The 12,136-nt window shown below is 64.7% G+C and carries 13 protein-coding genes; 5 read left to right on the forward strand and 8 right to left on the reverse strand.

The features are described 5' to 3' along the window. Positions 1-175: 175 nt before the first annotated feature. The 4 genes from ACSZPK_RS03080 to tssA form a co-directional block, all read right to left on the reverse strand. Positions 176-1,225, reverse strand: a complete 1,050-nt coding sequence (locus ACSZPK_RS03080; RefSeq protein ID WP_437879912.1) for an NAD(P)H-dependent flavin oxidoreductase — start codon at positions 1,223-1,225, stop codon at positions 176-178. A 152-nt stretch (positions 1,226-1,377) separates the two neighbouring features. Next, entirely contained in the window at positions 1,378-2,433 is a 1,056-nt protein-coding gene (locus ACSZPK_RS03085; protein ID WP_437879913.1) for a type VI secretion system-associated FHA domain protein, read from the reverse strand. 146 nt (positions 2,434-2,579) lie between these two features. Further along, positions 2,580-2,768, reverse strand: a complete 189-nt coding sequence (locus ACSZPK_RS03090) for a hypothetical protein (RefSeq protein ID WP_437879914.1) — start codon at positions 2,766-2,768, stop codon at positions 2,580-2,582. A 13-nt stretch (positions 2,769-2,781) separates the two neighbouring features. After that, positions 2,782-4,266: a type VI secretion system protein TssA gene (tssA, locus tag ACSZPK_RS03095; protein WP_437879915.1), complete on the reverse strand. Its 1,485-nt coding sequence runs from the start codon at positions 4,264-4,266 to the stop codon at positions 2,782-2,784. Positions 4,267-4,640: 374 nt separating this feature from the next. Here tssA and dksA point away from each other — a divergent pair, with 374 nt between their 5' ends. The 3 genes from dksA to ACSZPK_RS03110 are packed head-to-tail and all read left to right on the forward strand — an operon-like array spanning position 4,641 to position 6,898. Beyond that, positions 4,641-5,042: an RNA polymerase-binding protein DksA gene (gene dksA, locus ACSZPK_RS03100; protein WP_437880276.1), complete on the forward strand. Its 402-nt coding sequence runs from the start codon at positions 4,641-4,643 to the stop codon at positions 5,040-5,042. A 9-nt stretch (positions 5,043-5,051) separates the two neighbouring features. Next, complete coding sequence (gene zigA / locus ACSZPK_RS03105) at positions 5,052-6,257, forward strand: zinc metallochaperone GTPase ZigA (protein WP_437879916.1); 1,206 nt, start codon at positions 5,052-5,054, stop codon at positions 6,255-6,257. Continuing rightward, the gene (locus ACSZPK_RS03110; RefSeq protein ID WP_437879917.1) at positions 6,257-6,898 is read left to right on the forward strand and encodes a DUF1826 domain-containing protein; all 642 of its coding nucleotides are present in this window, start codon (positions 6,257-6,259) and stop codon (positions 6,896-6,898) included. Before zigA ends, ACSZPK_RS03110 begins: the two co-directional genes overlap by 1 nt. Positions 6,899-6,931: 33 nt before the next feature. On the opposite strand, the gene ACSZPK_RS03115 is transcribed toward ACSZPK_RS03110, so the two are convergent. Further along, positions 6,932-7,288: an NADH:ubiquinone oxidoreductase gene (locus tag ACSZPK_RS03115; RefSeq protein WP_437879918.1), complete on the reverse strand. Its 357-nt coding sequence runs from the start codon at positions 7,286-7,288 to the stop codon at positions 6,932-6,934. Between the two features lie 69 nt (positions 7,289-7,357). Here ACSZPK_RS03115 and ACSZPK_RS03120 point away from each other — a divergent pair, with 69 nt between their 5' ends. Beyond that, positions 7,358-8,323 (forward strand): CobW family GTP-binding protein, encoded by a 966-nt coding sequence (locus ACSZPK_RS03120; protein ID WP_437879919.1) that lies wholly within the window; start codon positions 7,358-7,360, stop codon positions 8,321-8,323. An 87-nt stretch (positions 8,324-8,410) separates the two neighbouring features. Then, positions 8,411-9,289, forward strand: coding sequence for an alpha/beta fold hydrolase (locus ACSZPK_RS03125; RefSeq protein WP_437879920.1), 879 nt, complete (start codon positions 8,411-8,413; stop codon positions 9,287-9,289). On the opposite strand, the gene ACSZPK_RS03130 is transcribed toward ACSZPK_RS03125, so the two are convergent. The 3 genes from ACSZPK_RS03130 to ACSZPK_RS03140 form a co-directional block, all read right to left on the reverse strand. After that, positions 9,290-9,712, reverse strand: a complete 423-nt coding sequence (locus ACSZPK_RS03130; protein WP_437879921.1) for a DUF3301 domain-containing protein — start codon at positions 9,710-9,712, stop codon at positions 9,290-9,292. Between the two features lie 64 nt (positions 9,713-9,776). Continuing rightward, the gene (gene ybaL, locus ACSZPK_RS03135) at positions 9,777-11,468 is read right to left on the reverse strand and encodes a YbaL family putative K(+) efflux transporter (RefSeq protein WP_437879922.1); all 1,692 of its coding nucleotides are present in this window, start codon (positions 11,466-11,468) and stop codon (positions 9,777-9,779) included. 168 nt (positions 11,469-11,636) lie between these two features. Next, positions 11,637-12,119 carry an acyl-CoA thioesterase gene (locus ACSZPK_RS03140; protein WP_437879923.1) on the reverse strand — a complete coding sequence of 161 codons (483 nt, stop codon included), beginning with the start codon at positions 12,117-12,119 and terminating at the stop codon, positions 11,637-11,639. Between the last annotated feature and the right edge of the window lie 17 nt (positions 12,120-12,136).

Genomic DNA, 12,136 nt, shown 5'->3' on the forward strand with positions numbered 1-12,136 from the left:
GTGATGCCTAAAGGCTTCGCCTGAACGGGTGGTTTGAGGCAATTGCGGACATTCGTTATTCCTCCGTCATTCCCGCGAAGGCGGGAACCCAGAAGCGCTTTTTTATTTGGGCTCCCGCCTTCGCGGGAGTGACGGTAGATAATCTCGATGTCCGCTCCTGCCTCGAAACGGTCGGCTAAACCTCAGCCATCTCCCGCAGCAACACCCGCACAAGCTCCGCCGCTGGCAGCGCGCGCGCCAGCGGCGCGCCTTGTCCCGCCCACTGTACGGCGAAATCTCCGTTGCCCTTCGCGGCGGCGGCCGCCACCAGCGCCTTGGCCGCATCGTAGGTCATCGGGTAGCCCGGCAAGTCCGCTGCGTTGGCCGTATCGGCATCGCTGAACCAGCGATTGGGCAGGCCACGCGCTGGTCGGCCGGAAATCGCGGCGGTGATCGCCGTACGCTCGCCGCGCGGGCCGCGTAGTGCCTGGCGATAAGCCTCGTTGGCAGAGGATTCCGGGCAAGAGATGAACGCGGTGCCCAACTGTACGGCTGAGGCGCCGAGCGCCTGGGCGGCGCGTATGCCCTGGCCATCCATGATGCCACCGGCGGCGATGATCGGCAGCGACGTGCCGGTGGCCAGCGTGCGCACCAGCGCCAGGGTGCCGATGCGCGCATCGTGTTGTGGATCGAACACGCCCCGGTGCCCGCCTGCCTCGACGCCTTGGGCAATGATCGCGTCGAGCCCGGCGCGCTCGATCTGCCGGCCCTCGTCCAGGTCGGTGGCGCTGGCGATCAGCCGAATACCGGCCGCCTTGAGCTGGTCGAGCCAGGCTTGTCGCGGCAGGCTGAAATGAAAGCTGACCACGGCCGGACGTGTTTCCAGCAGCATGTCGAGCATCTCGGGGTTGTCGACGAAGCTGCGGTAGATCGGCCTTAGCGTGTGTGGCGGTGCGGTGCCGAATTCGGCGAACAGTGGGCGCAGATGCTCCAACCAGCGCTGTTCTTTTTCGGCATCTTGCTCGGCGGGCTGGTGGCAGAACAGATTGGCATTGAATGGCTTGTCGGTCAGGCGCCGGGTTTCTTCGATCATCGCGGCAGCCTGCGTCGCATCGCTGCCAGACAGCGCGATGGAACCCAGCGCCCCGGCATTCGATACGGCTGCCGCGAGGGCCGTGGTGGACACGCCGAGCATCGGCGCCTGGATGATCGGATGCGGAATGGCGAAACGTTGCATGAGGGACATGCGCTAAAGCCTCTTTCGTGCGTTCGCCGGACAATCTACCCGGAAAATCGCCCTGCTGCTGGCCGGTAGGACGATTTCGCTGTCGCAGTCGAGGACGAACATGACGTCTCGCCCCAGGCTGCGCTTGGCCACTGCTGGGCGGATGCATGGCTTCATCCCTGCAGGGTGGTGATCAGGCGGACCTGGTTTTCGTAGGCACTGGCGAAGTCTTGAGTCAGCAGGCGTTCGTTCCAGTCGTCCCGTTGCAACTGGCGGTAGTGACGCCGATAGGCTCGCCAGCGACCAAGCAGCGAGCCCTGGAACTGCTCGACCAGGCGTGCTGGGGCGAACTGATCGAACAGGTTGCGCAGGGCCGCATGGCTGGCGGCGAACAAGGCGGCCTGATGCGTCTGCAGATCGTCATAGGCGAGTCGCAGTGCCTGTTCGCCCAGGGCGTTGCTGTCTGGCTGCAACAGGCTGGCGAGGAGCGCGCTGCTATTGCCGGCCTGCAGCAATGGACTGCCACTGCCTTGTGCTACGCCCAGGACGTTGTTCAGTGCGCTGCGGGTGCGCAGGCAACGCAGCAGGCCGTCGACGTTCTGCCTCAGCGCGCGGGCGACCTGCAGGGCCAGGCGCCTGCGCGACTCACTATCCAGATGGTCCAGGCGCATGCCGAGGGTTTCGCCGAAGGCCTGCCAGAAGAGTTCCACATGCGGCGGCGGTGTCGCGTCCAGGGCGGCTGGCCGGTCGTCGAGGGGGATGGCGCGTTCCAGGTCAAACCGTGCCAGCAACTCATCGCTGGAGGGTTCGAGGGCGGGCAGTGGGTCGAGGCTGGGGTGTTCGTCAGCGGCGAGCACGCTCCCGGCTGGCAGGCCAGGATCGATGTCCCCGGCAAACAGCTCCGGGTCGTACAGCAGGCGAGCGCGGATGTGCAGGTCGCCCAGGCAGTAAACCTGGCCATGCTCGATGCGCTGGCGCTCGCCAGGCACCAGGCGCATGCCCGTGGGGTACAGCTGGATACCGCTACGGCTGGTGTCGGTCAGGTAGAAGTGGCCGTCGGCATAGCTGATCTCGGCGTGGCGTTCGCACAGGAGCTGCCCGTGGTCGTCTATTGTCCAGTCGCAGTCTTTACCGCGCCCGATGCTGCCGCCAACGGGGTGGAAATGCTTACTGGCCGGCTGGCCGCACATGCCGTGCTGGCCGCTGATGACATCGAAAACCAGTTCCATGGTGGTTGATCTCCTGGCGGCCTCAGCCGCGTCGTGGATAGTCGCTGGCATTGTCATGGCCGCCGGCCAGGTAAAACGCCGGGACGAGCAAAAGGGCGGTTTGGGTCAGTCTCATGGGCGCTCTCACCGGTCGGCGGGGTGGATTTTCAATTGACGCGGCAGGGGTTGCGCATAACGCAGGGCGGGTCGATCTGCGGCAGCAGCGGCATGGCTTCATGCGCACTCACAAAGCAGCCTTCCCTGGCTATCTGTGCCACGGGACATGCCGTGGCGGAGGCGGGCCTGAACCTGATGTTGATGCGTTCCTTGGGTACAACCGAGCCGTCCTTGGCCATGGTGTTCTCCTGATCAGTCGAGTACCACCGTGAGGTCCAGGTGGCAGAGTTGGCGGTGTATGGCGTCCTGGTGCCTGCGGATTTCATCGTTGCGCGGCAATTGGTCGGCGCAGCGGTACAGCAGGCACAGGACGTTCAGGGCGAGATCGGGCTCCCAGCGCGCCAGGCCGAGATCGCTCAACTGGCACTCCAGAACCTGCAACTGGGCATAGGCCATGTCGAAGCGGCGAGCGGCCATGCACAGGTGAACCTGGCCCAGTCTCCAGTGGAAGCGTTCGCGCTCGCTACGGGCATCGTTCAAACCTTCGCGCAGGTGTTGCACGGCGGTTTTCAGCCCGGCCTTGCGCAGCAGGCGGATGGCTTCATGCTGGCGGGTTTCCCAGGCTTCTTCGAGTCTGAGCTGTGGTGCCGTGACCTTCATGCTGGGGTGCGCGGCAGGCGCGTTCAGGACGCAGGTATCGATCCATGCCAGCGTTTCCCCGTCGGCGAATGGCGTCCGTTCATGAAAGCGCAGGTGCTGCACCTTGGGCAGGCGCTGGAGGAACAGGCGAAGCTGGGTTTCGATCTCGCTCATCGCGTCTTCCTGGCCAAGTGCTTTCAGGCATTGCCAGGCGAGGCGCTGACCGTCCAGCCAGAAGGGCATGTTGGCGAGATGGTGCTCCAGTTCGATCAGCAACTCGCGGTGGCGACGACGTTGCAGCAGGTCGCACAGGTGTTCGAGCTTGTCCGCAGGCAGGCCGCGAAGTGCAGTAATGCCTTGGGCGTCATGGCTCGGTAGCTGATCGATGGCCAGCCAGGTGAGGGTACGCTGCAGGCGCAGGGCGCGTGGATCGCCGGGACTGTGCTGCAGCCAGCCTTGGCACACGGTGGCTGCGGACTCCTGGAGCATGCGCAAGGCCTGGTGTGCATCGCCCTCGTCGCGTATCGCGTGTACAGCGGCCGTTGGCGTGACAGCGCTGGAGGCGAGGTTTTCCAGGCATCTGCACAATGGCAGCAGCAGGGGCGCTTGTTCGGCCAGCAAGTGGCGCAACTGACTGTCGAGCAGGTGCAACTGCTCGAGCAGCGAGGCCCGTGTGCTTTCAGGCAGGGGCCCCGCCAGTGCGGCATCGAGACGTGAGCAGAGCCAGATGAAGGCACCGCTGCGGGTGCGCATCTTGCGTGGATGCAGGTCGGGCCAGTGATGGCGGCAGAGCTGATTGAGCAGGCCAAGGCCGAGCAGCAAGCCGGGCAGGCCATCGCGTTGCAGCAGTGCCCAGGCCAGCCAGCAGGCGACCCGCAGATCCTTGGATTGCTCGCGCAGGATCAGCTCGCTGTCGGCGCAGATGGCCGACCAGTCGACCTGTGATTCGGCGTGGGGATGGAGCGCCTTGTCCAGCTCGGCCTGTAGCCGTTCGTAGGCTGTCGAGTAGCGGATGTCCTCGCCGGCATAGTCGGAGCCGGGGATCGCGGTGTGTACCAGCACCTGGCAATACGCCGCCTCATCATTCGATCCAGTCATTCCCTTGACCTGTATGAGGATTGATTGATTTCGCCACGCGCCTGGCGAATCCATCGACTCGTTTCCTGCCATTCCCTGTGCTGGAAAGTTCGAGTCGGGGTCATCCTAAAGACGCTGCCGACACGCTTGCAACCCCGTAATTGTGAAGCCTTTGGCAGTGTGAACGATTGAGTGCGGAAAAATGGGAGAGGTCGGTTTCGGCGTCGATCCATATAGGAAATATCTTATTTATCAGCGTCTTGTGATTTTTATTATCCCCGCTGGCCACGAAATTATTTATTCCGTTCCACGTGAAACCATCCCGCAGCGTTGGCTTTCACCAATAAAATGTTATGTTATAACAAATGATGTTGAGTCAGAGTGTCATGAACCAGATGAGCGAAACCGAACTGCTGCACATGCCGGAACGGGACTACATGAATGACGTTCAGCAGCGGTTTTTCCAGGCCTTGCTGCTGAGCGAGCGAGTGGCTTTGCAGGCCCGCATCGACGATGAGTTTTCGGCACTGCGTGAGCAGGAGCCGAGCAGTGATCCAGCCGATATCGGCAGTGCAGAGGAGCAGCGTCAGTGGCAGCTGCGCCTGCTGGAGCGAGAGAAGAAGTTGCTGGACAAGATCGACCAGGCGTTGGAGCGCCTGGCACGCGGCGAGTACGGCTGGTGCGAGGAAACCGGCGAGCCGATCGGCCTGCGTCGCCTGCTGTTGCGTCCCACTGCGTCGTTGTGCGTCGAGGCCAAGGAGCGGCAAGAACAGAAAGAGAAACACCACCGTGATTGAGGCAAACCCATGGAAATTCGTCTTCCCGTAACCGTGCTGTCCGGCTTTCTCGGCGCCGGCAAGAGCACGCTGCTCAACCATGTTTTGAAGAACCGCGACAACCTGCGGGTGGCGGTGATCGTCAACGACATGAGCGAAATCAATATCGACGGTGCCGAGGTGCAGAAGGGCGTGAGCCTCAATCGTGCCGAGGAAAAGCTGGTCGAGATGAGCAACGGCTGCATCTGCTGCACCCTGCGCGAGGACCTGCTGGACGAGGTCGGCCGCCTGGCGCGTGAAGGTCGCTTCGATTACCTGCTGATCGAATCGACCGGCATTTCCGAGCCGTTGCCGGTGGCCGAGACCTTCACTTTCCGCGACGAATATGGCCAGAGCCTGGCCGACGTGGCCCGCCTGGATACGCTGGTGACGGTGGTCGACGGGGTGAATTTCCTCCGCGATTACCAGGCGGCCCAGAGCCTGGCCAGCCGTGGCGAAACCCTGGGCGAGGAAGACCAGCGCTCGATCACTGACCTGCTGATCGATCAGGTCGAGTTCGCCGATGTGATCCTGATCAGCAAGACCGACCTGATCTCCGTCGAGACCTGCGAGGAGTTGCAGGCGATCCTGCGTGGGCTCAACACCCATGCGCGGATTCTGCCGATGAGCCAGGGCGAGGTGCCGCTGGCGAGCATTCTCGACACCGGATTGTTCGACTTCGAGCGCGCGGCCCGGGCACCGGGCTGGCTCAAGGAACTGCGCGGCGAACATGTGCCGGAGACCGAGGAGTACGGCATCGCTTCGAGCGCCTACCGGGCGCGCCGGCCATTCCATCCCGAGCGGTTCTTCGATTTTCTCAACCGGGGCTGGCATAACGGCCGCTTGCTGCGCTCGAAGGGGTTTTTCTGGTTGGCAAGCAAGCCGCAGGAGGCCGGTAGCTGGTCACAGGCCGGTGGCCTGATGCGCCATGGCCTGGCTGGCCGCTGGTGGCGCTTCGTGCCGAAGTCGCAGTGGCCAACGGATGAGGAAGCGCTACGCGAGGTGCTCAAGCATTGGGATCGCCAGGTCGGTGACTGCCGTCAGGAGCTGGTGTTCATCGGTCAGGATATCGATTTCGCGCGACTGAACCGGGACCTCGATGCCTGCCTGCTGACCGACGAGGAATGGGCGCTTGGCCCGCAGACCTGGCTAAGCCTGCCCGATCCGTTCGGCGCCTGGCAGGAGGACGCCGCCTGATGCTCGCGCTGCGTATGCCGCCCAAGGCGCGCCAGGTGATCGGCGCGGGCCCGGATGTACTGGGCGAAGTGCTGCACCATGGCGTCAACCTGGCGCTCTGGCAGCGTCGCCTGCCGGTACAGATCGAGGATTTCGTCACCCTGTTGCTGGCGCAGAACGAGCCCGTGGCGGAATCGTTGACGCTGAACCTGGAGTCTGACGAGCAACCGCTGGAACTGCCCAGCCTGCTCCTGGGGTATGCCGATCTGCTGGGGCGCGAGGCGTTCATCGCCGATGTCGTCTGGCTGGTGCGGGCATTCGCCTGCCTGGTGGATGCGCGCCGGATCGGCCTGCGTCTGCGCGCCCTGGACAAGGCGATGTGCCCGCGCTTCCACGTCGACCACGTGCCGCTGCGATTGATCACCTGCTATGCGGGGATCGGCACCCAATGGCTGGAGGAAGGGGCGATGCCGCGCGCCGGACTCGGCTCGGCGGTGGCCGAACCGGATGCCTCGGTCGTTCGCCACAGCGAGCCGGGTCACGTATTGCTGGCCAAGGGCGAGAAGTGGCTGGGTAACGAGGGCGCCGGGTTGATTCACCGTTCGCCCGCGCCGGCGCCAGGTGAGAGACGGTTGCTGTTGACCCTGGATTGGCTGGCTTGAGCGCGGGAGTGATGGTGCTCCTGCCTCACCAGCTCAGTATTGCGTCCAGCTCCCCTTGCTCTGCCGTTCGCAAGCCGGTTTGAGATAGCGCGCATCGCTGGCCACGCCGTAGTAGTAGATGTCCTGCTGGTAGGGCGTGCCGCCGGTGCGGGCGCCACGGCAGGCGCCGAATGCGCCGCTGGGGCATTGCTGGACGAACTGCACGTCGACCTTCTGGCCCTTGAGTCGTGGCTGGCAGAAGCCCTTGCGGAACAAGGAGCTGGGAATGCTGCGGTTCTGCTGGCAGATTTTCACATCCGTCTGGTTGCCCTGGCTATGGATGACACAGGCATCGGCCCAGGCCTGGCCGCTGAGGCCGAGCAGCAGAACGACGGCGGCAATCGAGCGCATGTGCATATCTCCCTGGCAAAGCTGCGACTTTAGCCTTTTCTGGCGACCGGCAAAACCGCACCATAGGCCATGCTGAAAAATATCCCCACCCATGTGATTGCCGGGCCGCTCGGTGCCGGCAAGACCACGCTGATCCGCGAGTTGCTCGGGCAGAAACCCGAAGCTGAACGCTGGGCCGTGCTGGTCAACGAGTTTGGCCAGGTCGGCCTGGATGCCGCGTTGCTGACTACCGACAGCGATGGCGTGACATTGAGCGAAGTGGCCGGCGGTTGCCTGTGTTGCGTCAACGGCGCGCCGTTCCAGGTCGGGCTTGGTCGCCTGTTGCGCATGGCGCGCCCGGACCGGCTCTTCATCGAGCCGTCCGGCCTCGGCCATCCCCGCGAACTGCTGGCGCAACTGCGTGACGAGCCCTGGCGCGGTGTGCTCGATGTGCAGGCGCCGGTCATGGTGCTCGATGCCCAGGCGTTGGCCGCCGGCAACGCACTGCCTGCGGCCCAGGGCGACCTGCTGGATGAGGCCGGCCTGCTGGTGCTGAACAAGTCAGACGAGCTCGATGACAAGGCGCGCGCCGGCCTGGTTCGTCTGTTGCCTGCGGTCAAGATCCGCTGGGCCAGCCACGGGCACGTGCTGTTCACCGATCTGCCTGGCCATGAGCGCCGCGCGGCGGCAACCGATGCGGCTTTCAGCGTGCCTGATGGCCAGCCACCGCTGCCGTCGATCTGGCCGGACCCGACACGTGCCGCGTGCCAGGTCAGCGACAGTGCCGACGGCTGGAGCATCGGCTGGCGCTGGCACCCCGGCCAGCGCTTCGATCTGGGCGCTGTCGAGGCGTGCCTGGCGAACTGGCCGTGGCGGCGCGCCAAGCTGGTGCTGCACGGCGAGGCCGGTTGGCGATCGGCCAATCTGCTGCCAGGGCAGGCGCTGCAGTGGAAGGCCAGCGAATGGCGCAAGGATTCGCGTCTGGAACTGATTTTCGCGCAGGCCCAGGATCGTGCCGCACTGGCCGAGGCCGTTGCGGCCTGTCGCTTGGAATGATCCGTGATTCGTCCGTTTCACCTGCCTGACGAACGCGACCCGCGTGGGTAGACTGGCTTGCGAAGAGACCTTAGTGGATAACTGCCCATGCACCTCGTGCCCTGGCGTCATGCCGGTTCTGCCCATTTCCCGCTGACGGGTTGGCATTCGCCGCCATCCGGCAAACCGTTGCTGCATTTCGTGCATGGCAACGGTTTCTGTGGGCGGGTCTACGAGCCGATGCTGAAACGACTGGCCGGGCACTTCGACCTCTGGTTGTGCGATGCCCAGGGCCATGGCGAGACGGAACATGGCGGCGATTTCCTCGGCTGGAACCGCACGGCGGAGCTGATCGGCGAGGCGTTCGAGGCCAATCATTCGCGATTCGGCGATGTTCCGAGGTATGCCTTGGGCCACAGTTTCGGCGCTGTGCAAACGGCCCTGGTCCTGGCCAGCCGACCACAGTTGTTCCGCCGTGCGGTGCTGCTCGACCCGGTGTTCTTCAGTAAGCCGATGCTGGCGCTGGCTGCGCTGTTCGAGTTGCTGCGTACCCAGCGTTTCAACGCGCTGGCGCGCAAGACGGCGGCACGCCGACGGCAGTGGCCGGATCGCCAGGCCGCGCTGGCGCAACTGACAGGGCGTGGCATCTTTCGTGGTTGGTCGGACGAAGCGTTGCGGGCCTATGTCGAGCATGCCCTGCGCGAGGGCGACGAGGGTGTCGAGTTGAAATGCCGGCCCAGCCGCGAGGCGGAGATATTCGCCAGCTATCCGCGAAAACTGTGGCCGAATCTGCAGCGAATCGGCACGCCGACCCTGGTCCTGCATGGTGAGCACAGTTATCCATTCGTTGCCGCTTCGGCGCGCCGCCTGGCTTCAGCCAACGCCAAGGTCATGCAGCGCATGGTCGTCGGCGGGCATTGCTTCATGCAGGAGCACCCCGAGGATGCGGCGCGTCAGTCGCTGGAGTTCCTGTTGCCGGCGGGTTGATCAGATGTCCATGCGGTCGTGCTGGCGTTTCCAGTCACGCAACTGGATCACCTGGCCCGATGGGCGCTGCTCCGGCTGCTGGGTGGCGACCGGCGCTTCCTCGGGGGTGTTGATCGGGAAGGCATCCAGTTCGATGCGCCCGAGCTGGCGGCCGAACATCGAGAGCTGGCCGGTCAGGCGCTGCTCGCCGGTCACGGTGAATTCGAAGGCATACAGACGTGCCAGGCGGCGCCGGCCGCGGGCATCGCGTTCGATGCCCAGGCGTTGCAGGGCGACGGCACCGTCGAGCAGTTCCACATCGAGCTTCTTGCACTGTTGCTTGGCCAGTTCCAGGGCACGTTCGCGAATGCCGTGGCCGCGCCACAGCCAGGCGACCGCGGCACAGAACAGCATCAGCAGGAACATATCGAACAGACTGAACATGACTCACTCCACACCCGGTGCCGCAGAAGCTTAACCGATCCGTGGCGTGAAGGACGGCGCTTCGTCAGCCACCTTCCACGGCCCGGTTGCTGGGGGCGATTGCCGGCAGGCCCAGGCGCTGGCACATGCCGTTGGCGATTTCGCGCTCGCCCATGATCACCAGGTCGGCGCCGTTCTGTTCCAGGTAGTCCACTTCGGCATCGAAATGCGCACGGGCGATGATTTCCAGGTCGGGATTGAGCGCGCGGGCCTGCTGGGCGATCTGCCCGGCCTCGAAGCCGTTGGCGATGGCGATCAGCAGCCAGCGCGCATGCTCGACCTGGGCCAGTTCCAATACGCCGGGCCGCGCCGCGTTGCCCAGTACCGAGCTGATACCCGCGGCGCGCAATTCATCCAGGCCGGCCCGGCTGTCCTCCGTCACCACCAAGGGAATGCCGGCCTCACGCAGGCGTTCGGCCACCCGCCGGCCAACCCGGCCATAGCCGATCAGCAGCGCGTGGTTGCGTTCGTGGATCGGTGGCGGCGCATCGACTTCCACCGTGCTCGGCTGGCCGACGCCTTCGCGCCGGTCGAGCCAGGGCTGCAGGCGCTGGATACCGACGAACAGCAGCGGGTTGACCAGGATCGACAGGATCGCACCGGCCAGCAGCAGGTCGCGGCCCTGTTCGGGCAACAGCTCCAGGCCGATGCCGAGGCTGATCAGGATGAAGCTGAACTCGCCGATCTGCGCCAGGCTGGCGGAAATGGTCAGGGCCGTGCTCAGCGGATGGCCGAACGCGCGCACGATGGCCAGGGCCGCCAGCGACTTGCCGACCACGATGACCAGGAACGTCGCCAGCACCGGCAACGGTTCCTTGATCAGCACCAGCGGGTCGAACAGCATGCCCACCGAGACGAAGAACAGCACCGCGAAGGCGTCGCGCAGCGGCAGGGTTTTCTCGGCGGCGTCGTGGCTGAGTTCCGACTCGTTCAACACCATGCCGGCGAAGAACGCGCCGAGGGCGAAGGATACGTCGAACAGCAGCGCCGAACCGTAGGCGATGCCCATGGCGATGGCCAGCACGGCAAGGGTGAACAGCTCCCGCGAGCCGGTGGCGGAGACCTTGGCCAGCACCCAGGGAATGACCCGGCGCCCGCCGAGCAGCATGATGGCGATGAACGCGCCGACCTTGGCCAGGGTGATCAACAACTGCATGCCGATGCTTACGTCGCCTTCGTGGGCCTTGCCACCGAGCATGCCCGAAAGCGCCGGCAGCAGGACCAGGGCGAGGACCATCACCAGGTCCTCGACGATCAGCCAGCCGATGGCGATGCGTCCGCGCTGGGTATCGAGCAGGTTGAGTTCTTCCAGGGCGCGCAGCAGCACCACGGTACTCGCCACCGACAGCGCCAGGCCGAAGATCAGCCCGGCGCCGAGCGACCAGCCCAGGCCCCAGGCCAGGGCCATGCCGAGCAGGGTGGCGACGGTGATCTGTACCACTGCGCCGGGAATGGCGATGGCTTTGACCGACATCAGGTCTTTCAGCGAGAAGTGCAGGCCGACGCCGAACATCAGCAGGATCACACCCAGCTCGGAGATTTCCTGGGACAGCGCCTGGTCGGCGACGAAGCCGGGGGTGAACGGGCCAGCGACCACCCCGGCGAGCAGGTAGCCAACCAGCGGCGAGATGCGCAGGCGCTGGGCCAGGGTGCCGAGGATGAAAGCCAGGACCAGGCCGGCGGCGAGGGTGGCGAGCAGGGGCGTGTGATGGGGCATGAGGTCTCCTTATGAAGCACGCAGGGGACAGTCGGGGACTGTACGAAGGTGGATCACGGGCCGACCCGTGCAGGTCGCGGTATTCGCCGCGCCCGGCAGAATACCGTGAGTGCCATTGATGGCGCTTGGCCAGAGTTTGTCAGGAAGTGTCTCCATCGCCTGCCGCGCTCAGGCCTTGCGATGCAGGGCCTGGTAACGCTGTTCCAGTTCCTCGCGGATTTCACGGCGCTGCTTGGCCTGCTCGAAGCGGCGTACTTCGTCGGGCGTTTGCGGTTGCAACTGCGGCACCGGTGTCGGCTGGCGGTTGTCATCCACCGCGACCATGGTGAAGAAGCAACTGTTGCTGTGGCGTACCGAGCGCTCGCGGATGTTCTCGGTGATCACCTTGATGCCGATCTCCATCGAGGTGCGGCCGGTGTAGTTGACCGAGGCGAGGAAGGTCACCAGTTCGCCGACGTGCACCGGCTGGCGGAAGATCACCTGGTCCACCGACAGGGTCACCACATAGGAGCCGGCATAGCGGCTGGCGCAGGCGTAGGCCACCTCGTCGAGGTACTTGAGCAGGGTGCCGCCGTGGACATTGCCGGAGAAATTGGCCATGTCCGGGGTCATCAGGACGGTCATCGAGAGTTGGGCGTTTCCAGGTTCCATGGGGTCGCTCTTCGTTT

The organism is Pseudomonas sp. LRF_L74, assembly GCF_965644255.1.
In the GTDB taxonomy this organism is placed as follows: Bacteria; Pseudomonadota; Gammaproteobacteria; order Pseudomonadales; family Pseudomonadaceae; genus Aquipseudomonas.

Bases quoted from the DNA above. Each gene is read 5' to 3' on its own strand.
- ACSZPK_RS03115 (WP_437879918.1), bottom strand. From the start codon at position 7,288: ATGCGCTCGATTGCCGCCGTCGTTCTGCTGCTCGGCCTCAGCGGCCAG.
- zigA (WP_437879916.1), top strand. From the start codon at position 5,052: ATGGAAATTCGTCTTCCCGTAACCGTGCTGTCCGGCTTTCTCGGCGCC.
- ybaL (WP_437879922.1), bottom strand. From the start codon at position 11,468: ATGCCCCATCACACGCCCCTGCTCGCCACCCTCGCCGCCGGCCTGGTC.
- ACSZPK_RS03125 (WP_437879920.1), top strand. From the start codon at position 8,411: ATGCACCTCGTGCCCTGGCGTCATGCCGGTTCTGCCCATTTCCCGCTG.
- ACSZPK_RS03140 (WP_437879923.1), bottom strand. From the start codon at position 12,119: ATGGAACCTGGAAACGCCCAACTCTCGATGACCGTCCTGATGACCCCG.
- ACSZPK_RS03085 (WP_437879913.1), bottom strand. From the start codon at position 2,433: ATGGAACTGGTTTTCGATGTCATCAGCGGCCAGCACGGCATGTGCGGC.
- tssA (WP_437879915.1), bottom strand. From the start codon at position 4,266: ATGACTGGATCGAATGATGAGGCGGCGTATTGCCAGGTGCTGGTACAC.
- dksA (WP_437880276.1), top strand. From the start codon at position 4,641: ATGAGCGAAACCGAACTGCTGCACATGCCGGAACGGGACTACATGAAT.
- ACSZPK_RS03120 (WP_437879919.1), top strand. From the start codon at position 7,358: ATGCTGAAAAATATCCCCACCCATGTGATTGCCGGGCCGCTCGGTGCC.
- ACSZPK_RS03080 (WP_437879912.1), bottom strand. From the start codon at position 1,225: ATGTCCCTCATGCAACGTTTCGCCATTCCGCATCCGATCATCCAGGCG.
- ACSZPK_RS03110 (WP_437879917.1), top strand. From the start codon at position 6,257: ATGCTCGCGCTGCGTATGCCGCCCAAGGCGCGCCAGGTGATCGGCGCG.
- ACSZPK_RS03130 (WP_437879921.1), bottom strand. From the start codon at position 9,712: ATGTTCAGTCTGTTCGATATGTTCCTGCTGATGCTGTTCTGTGCCGCG.
- ACSZPK_RS03090 (WP_437879914.1), bottom strand. From the start codon at position 2,768: ATGGCCAAGGACGGCTCGGTTGTACCCAAGGAACGCATCAACATCAGG.